The organism is Acidovorax sp. BLS4, from assembly GCF_032929295.1.
Classification (GTDB): Bacteria; Pseudomonadota; Gammaproteobacteria; order Burkholderiales; family Burkholderiaceae_C; genus Paracidovorax.
Genome location: NZ_CP136797.1, coordinates 1,312,127 through 1,326,358, shown reverse-complemented (window position 1 = coordinate 1,326,358; position 14,232 = coordinate 1,312,127). Strand labels below are relative to the sequence as shown.

The 14,232-nt window shown below is 62.4% G+C and carries 13 protein-coding genes; 4 read left to right on the top strand and 9 right to left on the bottom strand.

Features of this window, described 5'->3' with window-relative positions:
• Positions 1–31: 31 nt before the first annotated feature.
• From phoB to pstS, 6 genes are all read right to left on the bottom strand, one after another.
• On the bottom strand, positions 32–739 hold the full coding sequence (phoB, locus tag R1Z03_RS06115; RefSeq protein ID WP_272568962.1) for a phosphate regulon transcriptional regulator PhoB: 708 nt from the start codon (positions 737–739) through the stop codon (positions 32–34).
• A 16-nt stretch (positions 740–755) separates the two neighbouring features.
• Positions 756–1,457, bottom strand: coding sequence for a phosphate signaling complex protein PhoU (phoU, locus tag R1Z03_RS06110; RefSeq protein WP_272547863.1), 702 nt, complete (start codon positions 1,455–1,457; stop codon positions 756–758).
• An 11-nt stretch (positions 1,458–1,468) separates the two neighbouring features.
• A complete protein-coding gene (gene pstB / locus R1Z03_RS06105) occupies positions 1,469–2,251 on the bottom strand; it encodes a phosphate ABC transporter ATP-binding protein PstB (RefSeq protein ID WP_272547864.1) in 783 nt (260 codons plus the stop codon).
• Positions 2,252–2,270: 19 nt separating this feature from the next.
• Positions 2,271–3,152 carry a phosphate ABC transporter permease PstA gene (gene pstA, locus R1Z03_RS06100; RefSeq protein WP_272568960.1) on the bottom strand — a complete coding sequence of 294 codons (882 nt, stop codon included), beginning with the start codon at positions 3,150–3,152 and terminating at the stop codon, positions 2,271–2,273.
• Positions 3,149–4,162, bottom strand: a complete 1,014-nt coding sequence (gene pstC / locus R1Z03_RS06095) for a phosphate ABC transporter permease PstC (RefSeq protein ID WP_272569680.1) — start codon at positions 4,160–4,162, stop codon at positions 3,149–3,151. The genes pstA and pstC overlap by 4 nt, the downstream gene beginning before the upstream one ends.
• A gap of 72 nt (positions 4,163–4,234) precedes the next feature.
• Positions 4,235–5,275, bottom strand: coding sequence for a phosphate ABC transporter substrate-binding protein PstS (gene pstS, locus R1Z03_RS06090; protein WP_284428543.1), 1,041 nt, complete (start codon positions 5,273–5,275; stop codon positions 4,235–4,237).
• Between the two features lie 193 nt (positions 5,276–5,468).
• Between pstS and R1Z03_RS06085 the strand changes: the two genes are divergently transcribed.
• The 3 genes from R1Z03_RS06085 (at position 5,469) to R1Z03_RS06075 (ending at position 8,101) form a co-directional block, all read left to right on the top strand.
• Entirely contained in the window at positions 5,469–5,963 is a 495-nt protein-coding gene (locus R1Z03_RS06085; RefSeq protein WP_284428544.1) for a fasciclin domain-containing protein, read from the top strand.
• A gap of 125 nt (positions 5,964–6,088) precedes the next feature.
• On the top strand, positions 6,089–7,567 hold the full coding sequence (locus tag R1Z03_RS06080; RefSeq protein WP_317360263.1) for a Ppx/GppA phosphatase family protein: 1,479 nt from the start codon (positions 6,089–6,091) through the stop codon (positions 7,565–7,567).
• Between the two features lie 264 nt (positions 7,568–7,831).
• Complete coding sequence (locus tag R1Z03_RS06075; RefSeq protein WP_317357754.1) at positions 7,832–8,101, top strand: hypothetical protein; 270 nt, start codon at positions 7,832–7,834, stop codon at positions 8,099–8,101.
• Positions 8,102–8,152: 51 nt separating this feature from the next.
• On the opposite strand, the gene R1Z03_RS06070 is transcribed toward R1Z03_RS06075, so the two are convergent.
• From R1Z03_RS06070 to R1Z03_RS06060, 3 genes are all read right to left on the bottom strand, one after another.
• Positions 8,153–8,617, bottom strand: coding sequence for a histidine phosphatase family protein (locus tag R1Z03_RS06070; RefSeq protein ID WP_284428546.1), 465 nt, complete (start codon positions 8,615–8,617; stop codon positions 8,153–8,155).
• On the bottom strand, positions 8,614–10,848 hold the full coding sequence (gene ppk1, locus R1Z03_RS06065; RefSeq protein WP_372588268.1) for a polyphosphate kinase 1: 2,235 nt from the start codon (positions 10,846–10,848) through the stop codon (positions 8,614–8,616). The genes R1Z03_RS06070 and ppk1 overlap by 4 nt, the downstream gene beginning before the upstream one ends.
• Before the next feature lie 70 nt (positions 10,849–10,918).
• Entirely contained in the window at positions 10,919–11,755 is an 837-nt protein-coding gene (locus tag R1Z03_RS06060; RefSeq protein ID WP_284428547.1) for a GNAT family N-acetyltransferase, read from the bottom strand.
• Positions 11,756–12,011: 256 nt separating this feature from the next.
• Between R1Z03_RS06060 and R1Z03_RS06055 the strand changes: the two genes are divergently transcribed.
• On the top strand, positions 12,012–14,231 hold the full coding sequence (locus R1Z03_RS06055) for a bifunctional diguanylate cyclase/phosphodiesterase (RefSeq protein WP_284428548.1): 2,220 nt from the start codon (positions 12,012–12,014) through the stop codon (positions 14,229–14,231).
• Position 14,232: the final 1 nt, after the last annotated feature.

Sequence of the window (14,232 nt, the reverse complement as noted above, 5' to 3'; positions counted from 1 at the left end):
GCGCGGCGCGCCCGGCGCCGCAAAGCGAACGTCAAGCCCGCATCAGTGCCGGCGGCTGAGCGGTGAGCCGATACCCCGCGCCACGCACCGTTTCCACCATGGCGCCGGCCACGCCCAGGGCCTCCCGCAGGCGCTTGACATGCACATCGACGGTACGCTCTTCGATGAAGACGTGGTCGCCCCACACCTTGTCCAGCAACTGCGCACGGCTGTGCACGCGCTCGGGGTGCTTCATCAGGTAGTGCAGCAGCTTGAACTCGGTCGGACCGATCTTGAGTTGCTGCCCCTGGAAGGTCACGCGGTAGGTGGCGGCGTCCAGCGTCAATTCGCCGATGGTCACGCTGTCGCTGACCTGTTCGGGCGCACGGCGGCGCAGCACGGCGCGGATGCGCGCCAGCAGCTCCTGGGTGGAAAACGGCTTGGTGATGTAGTCGTCGGCACCGGCATCCAGGCCAGCGACCTTGTCCGGCTCATCGCCGCGCGCCGTCAGCATGAGGATGGGGATGGGCTTGGTGCGCGCATCGGCGCGCCACTTGCGGGCGAGCGTGAGACCGCTTTGGCCGGGAAGCATCCAGTCCAGCAGGATCACGTCGGGCAGCACCGCGTCCAGCTCGCGCTGGGCGGATTCGCCGTCTTCCGACCAGATCGGCTGAAAGCCGTTGTGCCGCAGGTTGACCGCAATCAGTTCGGCGATCGCGGGTTCGTCCTCGACGATGAGTACACGGGGAAGTCTCTTCATGGCTATGCACCGCCCTTCAAAGCACGGCGGACTCGATCTGGTCCAGTGCAGTATGGCGCACGTCCTTGCCTTTGACGAGGTAGATGATCAGTTCGGCAACGTTCTTGGAGTGGTCACCGATGCGTTCGATCGCCTTGGCGAGAAAGAGCAGGTCCAGACTGGCCGAAATGGTGCGCGGGTCTTCCATCATGTAGGTGATGAGCTTGCGCACGAAGCCGTCGAATTCCTTGTCGATGAGGTCATCCTCCTTGAGGATCGCCACGGCCGCCTTGGTGTCCAGGCGGGCAAAGGCATCCAGCGTCTTGCGCAGCAGGCCGGAGGCCAGATCTGCCGCCACCCGCAGATCGCTGGTGGGCAGCAGCCGGGCAGAGCCGCTTTCGATGATGGACTTCACCATGCGCGCCATCTTGTTGGCCTCGTCGCCCATGCGCTCAAGATTGGCGGTGGCCTTGGAGAAGGCGATCAGCAGGCGCAGGTCACGCGCGGTTGGCTGGCGGCGCGCGATGATGGACGACAGCTCGTGGTCGATCTCCACTTCCATCGCGTTCACGCGGTGCTCGGTGGCAGCCACCTGGTCGGCGGCTTCCACACTGAACTGCGAGAGTGCGTAGATGGCCTGGCGGATCTGCGATTCCACCAACCCACCCAGTTCCATGACGCGGGCGGAAATGCTGTTGAGTTCGCTGTCGAACTGCGAAGAAAGGTGCTTGTCGGGCATGTTGTCGCTCCTCAGCCGAACCGGCCGGTGATGTAGTCCTCGGTTTCCTTGCGCTGCGGCTTGAAGAACATCTGTTCGGTTTCGCCGAACTCCATCAAGTCGCCGAGGTACATGTAGGCCGTGTAGTCGCTGCAGCGCGCAGCTTGTTGCATGTTGTGCGTCACGATGACCACGGTGTAGTCGTTCTTGAGTTCTGCAATCAGCTCTTCGACCTTGGCGGTGGAAATGGGGTCCAGCGCCGAGCATGGTTCGTCCAGCAGCAGCACTTCGGGCTTGATGGCAATGCCACGGGCGATGCACAACCGCTGCTGCTGCCCGCCGGACAGGCCGGAGCCGCTCTGATGCAGCTTGTCCTTCACTTCATTCCACAGGGCCGCCTTGCGCAGCGCCCACTCCACGCGGTCGTCCATGTCGGTGGCGTTCAGGCTCTCGAAGAGCTTCACGCCAAACGCGATGTTGTCGTAGATCGACATGGGAAACGGCGTGGGCTTCTGGAACACCATGCCGACCTTGGCACGGATCAGCGCCACGTCCTGCTTGCTGGTGAGCAGGTTCTCACCGTCCAGCACGATCTGGCCTTCGGCGCGCTGCTCGGGATACAGCTCGAACATGCGGTTGAAGGTGCGCAGCAAGGTGGACTTGCCGCAGCCCGACGGACCGATGAAGGCAGTGACCTTCTTCTCCGGAATATCGAGGTTGATGCCCTTGAGGGCGTGGAACTTGCCGTAGTAGAAATTCAGGTCGCGGACCGTGATCTTCGGCGTCTCGGACACAGCGGGCGTTGGGGAGGGCATGGTGTCTTCCTTGTATTGCTTACTTCTGGCGCGTGAGCACGCGGGCCAGGATATTGAGGCCGAGGACGGCGACGGTGATCAGGAACACCCCTGCCCAGGCGAGCTGCTGCCAGTTCTCGTAAGGGCTCATGGCGAACTTGAAGATGGTGACCGGCAGGCTGGCCATGGGCTTGCCCAGGTCGGCATTCCAGAACTGGTTGTTGAGCGCCGTGAACAACAGCGGTGCGGTCTCGCCAGCGATGCGGGCCACCGCCAGCAGCACACCGGTGATCACGCCGGCCCGGGCAGCCCGCAGCGTCACCATGGTGATCACCTTCCACTTCGGCGTTCCGAGCGCATAGGCCGCTTCGCGCAGGCTGGCAGGAACCAGCACCAGCATGTTCTCAGTGGTGCGGATGACCACGGGAATCACGATGAGCGCCAGCGCCAGGATACCGGCATAGGCGGAAAAGCTTTTGAACCGGGCCACGACCACCGCGTACACGAACAGGCCGATGACGATGCTGGGTGCCGAGAGCAGGATGTCGTTCACGAAGCGGGTCGTGGAGGCCAGCCAGCCGCGCGTGTCGTATTCAGCAAGGTACACACCGGCCATGATGCCGATGGGGGTGCCGACGAACGTGGCGAGCGACACCATCACGAGCGAGCCGAAGATGGCGTTGGAGATGCCGCCGACCTCGTTGGGCGGGGGCGTCATCTGGGTGAAGAGCGCCAGGCTGAGTCCGCCGATGCCCAGGCGGATGGTTTCCCAGAGAATCCACACCAGCCAGAACACGCCAAACACCATGGCGGCGAGCGAGAGCGTCAGGGCAATGTTGTTCACACGCTTGCGGCTGTCGTAGCGGCGCTGGCGCACCTGCGCCATTTCAGCGGCCGTGATGAGGGTTTGAGACGTGCTCATGCGCGGGTTCCTTCGTTCTTTTGCAGTCGAGACAGCAGCACCTTGGACAGGGCCAGTACCACGAAGGTGATGAAGAACAGCACCAGGCCCAGGTAGATGAGCGAGGCCTGATGCAGGCCTTCGCCGGCTTCGGCGAACTCGTTGGCCAGTGCGGAGGTAATGCTGTTGGCGGCTTCGAAGACCGACAGCGAATTGAGTTGGTTCATGTTGCCGATCACGAAGGTCACGGCCATCGTCTCGCCCAATGCACGGCCGAGGCCCAGCATCACGCCCCCCAGCACACCCGTCTTGGTGTAGGGCAGCACAACCTTCCACACCACCTCCCAGGTGGTGGAGCCCAGCCCATAGGCCGATTCCTTGAGCAGCGCAGGGGTGACTTCAAAAACATCCCGCATCACCGCTGCGATGAACGGAATGATCATGATGGCCAGGATGATCCCGGCCGAAAGGATGCCGATACCGACCGGGGGGCCGGACACCAGGGCGCCCAGATAAGGAATACCGCTGAACAGCGACTGCAGCGGCTGCTGGACCCAGGTGGCCAGAATGGGGCCGAACACCATCAGGCCCCACATGCCATACACGATGGAGGGAACCGCCGCCAGCAACTCGATGGCGGTGCCCAAGGGACGCTTGAGCCAGGCGGGCGAGAGTTCCGTCAGGAACAGCGCAATGCCGAAGCTCACGGGAACGGCGATGAGCAACGCGATGAACGAGGTGGCGAGCGTGCCATAGATCATCACCAGGCCGCCGTAGTCGTTCTGCACGGGGTCCCACACGCTGCGCGTGAGGAAGGTCAGGCCGTACTTCTCGATCGAGGGCCAGGCACCGACCACGAGCGACAACAAAATACCCACGAGAAGCGCCAGCGTGAGCAGGGCCGCACCGCGGGCGAGAAAGCCGAAAACCCGATCGGCCATCACGCCCGACAGGAGCGGCGACCGCGGGGGCGGCGTGGTACGGGGAGCCTCGGCGCGAACCGGCATCGAGGACGACTGACGTACTGGCATGGTGCTGGACACTGCTGTGCCTTCCATAAGAAAAAACGAACTGGTGGCCCGCGTCGGCGGGCCACCATGGGATCACTTCAGCGAAACGGCTTTGCCGGAAGTGTCCTTGATGTCACCCCAGGACTTGATGATGACGTTTTTCACGGAGTCAGGCATGGGCACGTAGTCCAGGTCCGCCGCCGTCTTGTCACCCGACTTGTAGGCCCACTCGAAGAACTTGAGCGAGGTGGTTGCCTGTGCGGGCTTGTCCTGCGTCTTGTGCATCAGGATGAAGGTGGCACCCGTGATCGGCCATGCATCCTTGCCTGGCTGGTTGGTGAGGATCTGATAGAAGCTCTTGGCCCAGTCGGCGCCGGCAGCGGCGGCCTTGAAGGCGCTGTCTTCCGGCGACACAAAGGCGCCGTCCGCATTCTGCAGCTGGACGTAGTTCAGCTTGTTCTGCTTCACATAGGCGTATTCCACGTAGCCGATGGAGTTTGGCAGACGGCCCACGAAAGCGGCAACGCCTTCGTTGCCCTTGCCGCCGGCGCCGGTGGGCCAGTTCACCGCGGTGCCCTCACCCACCTTGGACTTCCACTCGGCATTCACCTTGGACAGGTAGTTCGTGAAAATGAAGCTGGTGCCCGAGCCGTCCGCACGGCGGACGGGAGCGATGGCGGCGTCCGGAAGGTTCACGCCGGGGTTCAGCGCCTTGATGGCCGCATCGTTCCAGTTCGTCACCTTGCCCAGGTAGATATCGCCCAGCACTTGCCCACTCAGCTTGATCTGGCCGGGCGAGATGCCCTTGATGTTCACCACGGGAACCACGCCACCGATCACGGTGGGGAACTGCAGCAGGCCTTTCTTGGCCAGTTCGTCGTCTTTGAGGGGCGCGTCGGACGCACCGAAATCCACCGTCTTGGCTTCGATCTGGCGCAGACCGGCACCCGAGCCCACCGACTGGTAGTTGATCTTGACGCCGGTGGCCTTGTTGTAGTCGGCTGCCCACTTGGAGTACAGCGGTGCGGGGAAACTCGCGCCAGCACCCGTGGCTTCCTGCTGGGCCCAGGCGCTGGAAAAAGCGCCGGCCGCGACCACACCAGACACCAGAATCCGAATCACAGACAGTTTCATGTAGGAACCTCTTGGTTGAAAGAATCAGTGAGGCGACTCTAGAAGCGCTTTATGACACCATCGTGACACCCCCTGCAAGCTGTCATTTGCGATTTTCAGAGGCACATCCGTCTTTGCTTGTCACGCAATCGTCATCATTGCTGCGTAGCCTCCGGCGCACCGACACCGTCGGCAACCCTTCGGAGAACCCAACATGTACCGCCGCTACGTCTTTCCTTTTCTGCTTGCTGCCCTGACTGCCGCGACGCTGAGCGCTTGTGCCACGGGCCCCAGCGCCTCCAGCCCCATTCCCGCCGCGCTGGCGGCAACCCCCTCCATCAGCACCTTCCGCACGCTGGCCACGCAAGCCGGTCTGGCGGATACGCTGGCTGCCAACGGCCCTTACACGGTCTTCGCCCCTTCCGATGAAGCGTTCAAGGCTGTGCCAGCCAAGACCATGGCAGAACTCCAGGCTGATAAATCCAAGCTCCAGGCGGTCTTGAACTACCACATTGTTCCCAAGCGGCTGAAGGCGGCCGACATCCAGCCTGGCTCGGCGAAAACCCTGCAAGGCAGCGAGATCACACTGTCGCGCGCCGGCACCTTCGTGACCGTGGAAGATGCGATGGTCGTTCAAGCCGACATTCCCGCCAGCAATGGGGTGGTGCACGTGGTCGACCGCGTGCTGATGCCACCAGCCAAGAAGTAACTGAATCGACATTGCAGGAGGGGCGGCATCCCCCGCCCTTCCTGGCACAGCTCCGATGCGCCATCGACTGGAGAGGCAGGTGCTATGCTGCCCCGCCTGAAAACCAGCGCGCCTTGCGCAACAACATGCACGACGGAACACTGCTTGCCGCTGTGGATCTCGGATCCAACAGCTTTCGCCTGGAAATCGGGCGTTTCGAACACGGCCATATCCAGCGTGTGGAATACCTCAAGGAAACGGTTCGCCAGGGCAATGGCCTGGATGAAGACCGCAACCTGACCCCCGAGGCGATGCAGCGTGGTTGGGACTGCCTTGCCCGCTTTGCCGAACGCCTGACCGCCTTCGAACCCCATCACGTCCGCGCCGTCGCCACGCAGACCCTGCGGGAAGCGCGCAATCGCGAGGTGTTTCTCCAACGCGGCAGCGACATCCTGGGCCACCGGATCGAGGTGGTTTCGGGTCCTGAAGAAGCCCGCCTGATCTATCAAGGGGTCGCTCGGCTGCTTCCGCAGTCCGACGAACGTCGGCTGGTCGTGGACATTGGCGGAAGATCCACCGAACTGATTCTGGGGCAGCAATTTTCGGCGCGTGCCGTCGCATCCTATCGGGTGGGCAGCGTGGCCTGGTCCAGCCGGTATTTTCCGGAAGGCATCTTCACGCCCCAGGCATTCCGGACGGCCGAGATCGCGGCCCAGGCTGTGCTGGACGAAGCGCTCAACATCTACCGGCCGGACACCTGGGACGTGGCTTACGGGTCGTCTGGCACGGTCGGGGCGGTGGGGGACGTTCTTGCCGCGGCAGGCCATCCCGGCGGACTCATCACGCGCCAGGGGCTGGATTGGCTGCAGGAGCAACTGCTGCGTGTCCGTTCCGCAGACAGGGTGCGCATGGAGGGGCTCAAGGAAGAACGCCGCAGCGTGATCGGCGGCGGCCTCAGCGTGTTGCGCGCCATTTTCGAGCTACTGCAGATCGATCAGATGCAGGTGGCGCAAGGGGCATTGCGCCAAGGAGCGCTGTACGACCTGCTCGACCGTGAACTGCCGGAAACGGACTTGCGATCGTCCACGGTGCGAGGGCTGATGCACCGGTTCGCGGTGGACATCGATCACGCGGAGCGGGTGGCAAAGACGGCCTGTTGGTTGTTCACGCAAGCGTGCCGCAAGCCCTGCGAACGTGCCGAGCGGAAACTGGCCTGGGCCGCGCAGTTACACGAAGTGGGATGCCGCATTTCTCACAGCGAGTACCACCACCATGGCGCGTACATCCTGGACCATACCGACGCCGCCGGCTTTGCGGTTTGGGAACTGCACCGGCTGGGACTGCTGGTGAAAGGCCATCGGGGGAAGGTCCGCAAGCTCGAAGCCGACCTTGACGATCCCGACCTGGCGCTGCAGTTGGTCTGCCTGCGCATCGCCGTGGCGCTTTGCCACGCCCGCCGCACGCCCGACATGCAAGGGTTGTCGCTTTCCCAGCAGGGCAATCGATTCGCTTTGTCCACACGCCCCGGCTGGTCGGCCGCGTATCCACAGTCCGCTCATCTTCTTCGAGAAGAAAGCACGGCCTGGATCAAAACGCCTTGGGAGTTCGCCGCCGAGCTGCAATGATGGACAAATCGTTGGATGAAACGGTATAAACTGTATATACCGTTTTCTCATTTAACCGATATGCCCAGTACCTCAGACGTTTCCGCCGCTTCTGCCTCGAACACTGCAGAAACCGCTGCTCCTGCAGCGAGTGCAGCCCTTTCAGCCAAGCCCGCCCCACGCAGCAAGGCCGCTGCTTCCAAGAAGGCCCCGGCCCGCAAGGCGGCTGCCCAGCCGGCTGTGCCCAGCCCGGCCCGCGACCCAAAGGCCAAGAAGCCCAAGCTCATGCGTGACAGCTTCACCATTCCCAAAGACGAGTACGCTGCCATCGAAGCACTGAAGCTGCGCACCGGGCAACTGGGCACGACTGCCAAGAAGAGCGAATTGCTGCGCGCGGGCCTCAAGCTGCTTTCTGCGCTGGGCGACGATGCATTGGCAAAGGCGCTGCAGGCCGTTCCATCCATCAAGACCGGTCGGCCAAAGGCGCAAGCGCCTGCGCAGCCTGTACCAGCCGCGAAGAAGGCTGCCAAGCCGGCGAAGACAGCGCGCAAGTAAGCCAGGAGCCCTCGGCGCCGGTTGGCCCTGGCACCCATGGTGGTGTTGGTCTCAGAGAAAATCCGGGGACTGCACGGCCAGCAGGATGGTTTCCGTGGTCTCCGGCCGTTGCCGCTGACGCAGCCACCACACCGACCCTTTACGGATCGCACATTCCGGTGCCTGCAAGGCCAAAAGGCTTGCAACGGCTTGGCCCAACACCGGCTGATGCCCCACCACCAGTACGGCGCCGCGCGACTTCGGCCATTGCGCCAGTTCCAACAGTTCCTGCGGAGTGCCACCAGGCAATAGCTCGGCGCGCAGTTTGTACTTGCGCCCCAGGGCCTTCGCAGTGGCCTCGGTGCGGCGAGCGGGGCTGGACAACACGCGCAACCCATCGGGCAGTTGCCGATCCAGCCAAGCGGCCATGCGCGCCGCTTGCTTCTCTCCGCGGGCGGTCAAAGGACGATCCAGATCGTCTTCTCCCTCACGGAGTTCTTCAGCCTCCGCGTGGCGCCAGAGGATCAGATCCATCATGCCTTGGAACTGCCGCCGCCGTGGGCCATTGTTCGGCCCGCCGCCGCAGCATAGCGGTCCATCAGGGCTTTTTGCGCACCTTTACCAGAGACGGGATGCGGCGCGCGCTCATACGTACCGTCGGGCTGCAGAGTCCAGGCGTCCCGATCGTCCCGCAGGTAAGCCACCAGGCATTCATCGATAATGCGCTGCCGCAGTTCCTTGTCGGTGATGGGCCAGGCCAACTCCACACGACGCAGCATGTTGCGGTTCATCCAGTCCGCGCTGGACAGATACAGATCCTCTGACTTGCCCGCCCGGAAATAAAACACCCGCGTGTGCTCCAGAAAACGTCCGATGACCGAACGCACCCGAATGTTGTCCGTGATGCCCTTGCGTTGCGCCGGCAGCATGCAGGCACCCCGCACGATGAGATCGATGCGCGCACCTTGCTGCCCCGCCTTGATGAGCGCGCGCATCAGCACATCGTCCGTCAGGGCATTCATCTTGGCCACGATGCGGGCATCGTCGCCCTTGGCCGCGGACTCTCCCACCCGCTCGATCATGTCCAGCATGTGCTGCTGCAAATGGAAAGGCGCGAGCACCAGCTTGCGCAATTTGGGCAGCTTGTTCTGGCTCGCCAGATGATTGAACACCGCATCCATGTCGGCGGTGACTTCGGCATCGGCCGTGAAATAGCTCAGATCGGTGTACAGGCGGGCGGTCCGCGGGTTGTAGTTGCCCGTGGAAAGATGGCCGTAGCGGCGCAGGTGCCGGCCTTCGCGGCGCGTGACCAGCAGCATCTTGGCGTGTGTCTTCAGGCCCACCACACCGTACACGACCTGCGCCCCGATGGACTCCAGGGCTTCCGCCCAATTGATGTTGGCCTCTTCGTCGAAGCGCGCCTTCAATTCCACCACCGCCATGACTTCCTTGCCGCGCCGGACGGCCTCCCGCAGCAACTCCATCAATTCCGAATCGGCTCCCGTGCGGTAAATGGTTTGCTTGATGGCAAGTACCTGCGGGTCGTTGACCGCCTCGCGCAGAAACGCCAGCACGGCGTCGAAACTCTCGAAAGGCTGGTGGGCCAGCACATCGCGCCGACCGATCTGTTCGATGAGCGAGCTTCCCGACTGGATTTGACGTGGCCATACGGAACGCCATGGAGGAAACAGCAGTGCCGGATCGTTCACCAGGTCCACCAATTGCGAGAGCCTGACCAGATTCACCGGGCCATGCACGCGATACAGCGCCGCATCGGGAAGGGCAAACTGCAATTGCAGGAAATCGGACAAGAACCGCGAACAGCTCGATGACACCTCCAGCCGTACCGCTTGGCCATAGTGGCGGTGCTCCAGCCCCTGACGCAGCGCCGTGCGCAGATTGCGCACATCGTCTTCATCCACGGCCAGATCGGAATGGCGCGTGACACGGAACTGGGAAAACTCGGTCACTTCGCGCCCGGTGAAGAGCTCTGCCAGGTGTGCCCGCACAATGCTGGACAGACTGACAAACTGCGCTCCTGTCACGGCCACTTTGGCGGGCATGCGTATCAGGCGCGGCAAGACGCGAGGCACCTTGACGATGGCAATTTCATTCTCGCGTCCAAAGGCATCGTTGCCTTTCAAACGCACGATGAAATTCAGCGACTTGTTGGCGACCTGCGGGAACGGATGCGACGGGTCCAGGCCGACCGGGATCAGCAGAGGACGAACCTCCCGGTCGAAATACTCGTTCACCCAGCGTCTCTGTGCCCCGGTACGGTCGCCGTGGGAGACGATGTGGATGTTCTGGGCCGCAAAGGCCGGGGTGAGCGAGTCGTTGTACAGCGCGTATTGCCGCGCGACAAGGTCATGGGCTTTGGCAGCCAGCTCCTCGAACGAAGCGACGGTATACGGGCCTTTGGTATCGCCGTTCTGAGCGGCAGTCAGATGGGCCGCGGCACGCACCTCGAAAAATTCATCGAGATTGGAAGAAACGATGCAGAGGTATCGCAAACGCTCGAGCAGCGGCACATCGACCCGGGCGGCCCAGTCGAATACCCGCTCATTGAAAGCAAGAATGCTGTGGTCGCGATTGAGAAAATCAGGATCGGAGTTCAACGATTTCTCTGGCAAAGGGGGCACATTGGCCCCCTCGACTTCCCCGGTAGGCACAGCAGATTGAAGAGGCGATTCGGGGAGAGGCTCGGAAGGCGACGGCATGGCTGCTTTGGAAGGGATGGGTTCCACCCCAGTATTGACAGTCACCATGACATTTTCATGACAGTCCGGTGAAGGCGTCACGGAAGGTTTGCTGATGTTCATGACAGATAAGGCGCCGTCACACTCCGAGAAAATGCTTGCGGTATCGCGAAGGCAAATCCGCAATGCGCATGAGCATTGGCAAATCGGCTGAGTTGAAATCAGGGTCCCAGGCCGGCGCACCGAGAACACGTGCCCCCAGGCGCAAATAGCCCTTGATGAGGGCGGGCGGCTCGATTGCCAGTGATCCGTCCAATTGATCCACAGGCAACGGCAACCGCGGGCGCACGTGGAATTCGATGGGCGCCAGATGCGACTTTTGCACTTGGCTCCAGATGCTTGCAGCCGCATCGCCGCTCACCACCCCGTTGTGCAGCATGGGAATGCTGGCGCAACCGATCATGGTGTCGAGTTGATTGCGCACCATGAAATCCGCCAGGGCGCTCCAAAGCGCCAGAATCACGCCTCCGTGCCGATAGTCGGGATGGACACAGCTTCGCCCCAATTCGACCATTCGAGAGCGGAGCGTGCGCAGCCGTGTCAGGTCGAACTCGGTATCGCTGTAGGTACCGCCGACCCGGCGGGCTTGAGCGGGAGTGAGTACGCGGTAGGTACCGATGACCTGACGCGTGGCGATGTCCCGGACCAGCAGGTGCTCGCAATATTCGTCGAAAAGGTCCACGTCATGGCCGGCCACCGAGGTATTGAGTCGCGCTCCCATCTCCGATGCGAACACCTCGAACCTCAGGCGCTGGGCTTCCCGGACTTCGTCGAGGTGCCGCGCCCAAGCCACTTCCACCCCGCCTTCGGTGGACAAACGGCTTGCCACATCGCCCGAATGGCCAGGGCGATGAAGTGACCCCCTGGGCAATGAGTCTGGACACAAGGGCATCGTCGGGATGGGTAGTTCGTTCACTCGTCTCTCCCTGCAAGGGTGGTTGGATCACAGCTTGAAGGAGCGTTGCCCTTCCCGCTTGGACGAGACTGTGGCAAACGGCAGTGACGCCGCCATGTCCAGGCCATGACAGCTTCATGACTTGGAAAGAACGGAGCCTGGCCTGCCAGAAGATATGCATCGCGCTTTTGATCGAGACAATCCCGAACTCGGGATTTCAGGGGCGACTGCTACACTTTCGCACAACTTGCCGCCCGCCAGGGCTTCACTCATTTCCATGTGCCCCACGCTTGATGCGCCCGTACTTTCTCAGCCCGGGCCGACTTTGCAACGCATCCTTCGCGAGCAGCAGACTTTGTTGGACAGCGCCGGGGTGGGCATCGTTTTCATCCGCCAACGGCAGATCGTTCGCTGCAATCAACGCTATGCCGATATCTTTGGCTATGAAACGGTCGAAGAAACCATAGGACTGAGCAGCCAGGCCCTGTATCCCACCCTCGACGCGTTCCGGGACTTGGGACGCAATGCCTATCCGGTGCTTGCGCGTGGGGATACTTACCGCACGGAATGCCAGATGCGGCGCTGCAACGGCCGCTTGTTCTGGAGCAGCTTGGCCGGTCGGCTGATCAACCCCGCCGACACGGCGGAAGGCTCGATCTGGATCATCGATGACATCGATGAGCAGCGGCATGCGCAAACCCAGCTTCACGCCGTGGTGCAGGAAAAGCAGGCCCTTTTCGACCACGCCATGGTGGGCATCGCGTTTATCTCCAATCAGCGCATGACACGCTGCAACCAGCACTTCGAACAGATGCTGGGCTATGGTCCTGGGGAGCTGGCCAACGCAGCGACGCGGCAATGGCATTTCAGCGACGCGGACTGGGAAGATGCGAAAAAGCGCTGCTACGAACCACTGACGGACGGCAAGATCTTCGTGGGCGAGATGACCTTGCGCGGCAAGGATGGCCGTGCCGTGGTGTGCGAAGTGCGCGTCAAGGCCATCGACCCTGCCCGTCCGGCCAATGGATCGGTTTGCATTGCCATGGATGTCAGCGAGCAGCGCCAGGCACAGGCAGAGCTGGCCCGGATGCATGCTGACCTGGAGCGTCAGGTGCACCAGCGGACGCGGCAGCTCAGCGAAACCGTGGACAACCTGCATCGCGAGATCAACGATCGCAAGCACGACCAGGAACGCATCTATTGGCTGGCCCACTATGATCCATTGACCGGTCTGCCGAACCGCACGCTCCTGGCTGAGCGCAGCCACCTTGCGATCCGCGCTGCCAGCGAAGGGGGCACGCCCCTCGCTGTGATCTTCCTCGACCTCGATCACTTCAAGCACGTGAACGACTCGCTGGGCCACCGGGTCGGAGATGCTCTGCTGGTGGAAATCGCCAAAAGGCTCCGGGCGGTCGTGCGGGACAAGGACACCGTTTCGCGCTTAGGGGGCGACGAATTCATTCTGCTGCTGCCCGGGGCCAACGCGCATGGGGCGGCACGTGTCGCAGGCAAGCTGCAGGAGGCGTCGCGCCAGCATTACCAAATTGGGCACCACGAACTCACGATGGCGCCTTCGATGGGCATCGCACTGTTTCCACAGGACGGCGCGGATTTCGACACCCTGACCCAGTCCGCCGATGTGGCCATGTACCGGGCAAAGCTGGACGGTCGAAACACTTACCGCTTCTTCACCCCGGAAATGCAAGCCCAGTCGGTGCGTGCCCTCCTTCTGGAAAATGCCCTGCGGCGCGCTCTGGAGCGCAACCAGCTGCATTTGCACTACCAACCGCAGATCACCATCGCGACGGGCGAGATCCGCAGCGTGGAAGCGCTGCTCCGCTGGGAGCATCCCGACCTCGGGAGCATCTCTCCCGCAGAGTTCATCCCCATCGCAGAAGACAGCGGCCAGATCCTGCAGATCGGCGAATGGGTCATGCAGACAGCCTTGGACCAGTTGCAGCACTGGCACACCATGGGCATGGACTGGCTGGCCATGGCGGTCAATCTATCGGCACTGCAGTTCAGACAGCCGCAGTTGCCCGAACTGGTCAGCCGGCTTCTGGACAGCACTTCGCTGCGGGCCAACCGGCTGGAGCTCGAACTGACCGAAGGCGTCGCAGTGGACGACCCCCGTTCCGCCATCGCCACCATGGACCAGTTGCATGCCCGGGGCGTGCGCATGTCCATGGACGATTTCGGCACGGGATATTCTTCGCTGAGCCAACTCAAGCGCTTCCAAATCTACAAGCTCAAGATCGACCAGTCGTTCGTGCGGGACTTGGGCAATGACAGCAACGACCGGGCCATCGTCAGCGCCATCATTCGCATGGCGCAGGCTCTGGGCATCCGGACCACGGCCGAGGGCGTGGAAACGAGCGAGCAGCTGTCATACCTTCGCGAACAAGGTTGCGACGAAGCACAGGGCTATTACTTCAGCAAGCCTTTGCCCGCCCACCAGATCACCGCCCTGCTACAGCGGCAGCATGCAGCGCAATAGG

Excerpts from the sequence above, each read along its gene's own strand:
- phoB (WP_272568962.1), bottom strand. The coding sequence starts at position 739 with ATGAAGAGACTTCCCCGTGTACTCATCGTCGAGGACGAACCCGCGATC.
- phoU (WP_272547863.1), bottom strand. The coding sequence starts at position 1,457 with ATGCCCGACAAGCACCTTTCTTCGCAGTTCGACAGCGAACTCAACAGC.
- pstB (WP_272547864.1), bottom strand. The coding sequence starts at position 2,251 with ATGCCCTCCCCAACGCCCGCTGTGTCCGAGACGCCGAAGATCACGGTC.
- pstA (WP_272568960.1), bottom strand. The coding sequence starts at position 3,152 with ATGAGCACGTCTCAAACCCTCATCACGGCCGCTGAAATGGCGCAGGTG.
- pstC (WP_272569680.1), bottom strand. The coding sequence starts at position 4,162 with ATGCCAGTACGTCAGTCGTCCTCGATGCCGGTTCGCGCCGAGGCTCCC.
- pstS (WP_284428543.1), bottom strand. The coding sequence starts at position 5,275 with ATGAAACTGTCTGTGATTCGGATTCTGGTGTCTGGTGTGGTCGCGGCC.
- R1Z03_RS06085 (WP_284428544.1), top strand. The coding sequence starts at position 5,469 with ATGTACCGCCGCTACGTCTTTCCTTTTCTGCTTGCTGCCCTGACTGCC.
- R1Z03_RS06080 (WP_317360263.1), top strand. The coding sequence starts at position 6,089 with ATGCACGACGGAACACTGCTTGCCGCTGTGGATCTCGGATCCAACAGC.
- R1Z03_RS06075 (WP_317357754.1), top strand. The coding sequence starts at position 7,832 with ATGCGTGACAGCTTCACCATTCCCAAAGACGAGTACGCTGCCATCGAA.
- R1Z03_RS06070 (WP_284428546.1), bottom strand. The coding sequence starts at position 8,617 with ATGATGGATCTGATCCTCTGGCGCCACGCGGAGGCTGAAGAACTCCGT.
- ppk1 (WP_372588268.1), bottom strand. The coding sequence starts at position 10,848 with ATGGTGACTGTCAATACTGGGGTGGAACCCATCCCTTCCAAAGCAGCC.
- R1Z03_RS06055 (WP_284428548.1), top strand. The coding sequence starts at position 12,012 with ATGTGCCCCACGCTTGATGCGCCCGTACTTTCTCAGCCCGGGCCGACT.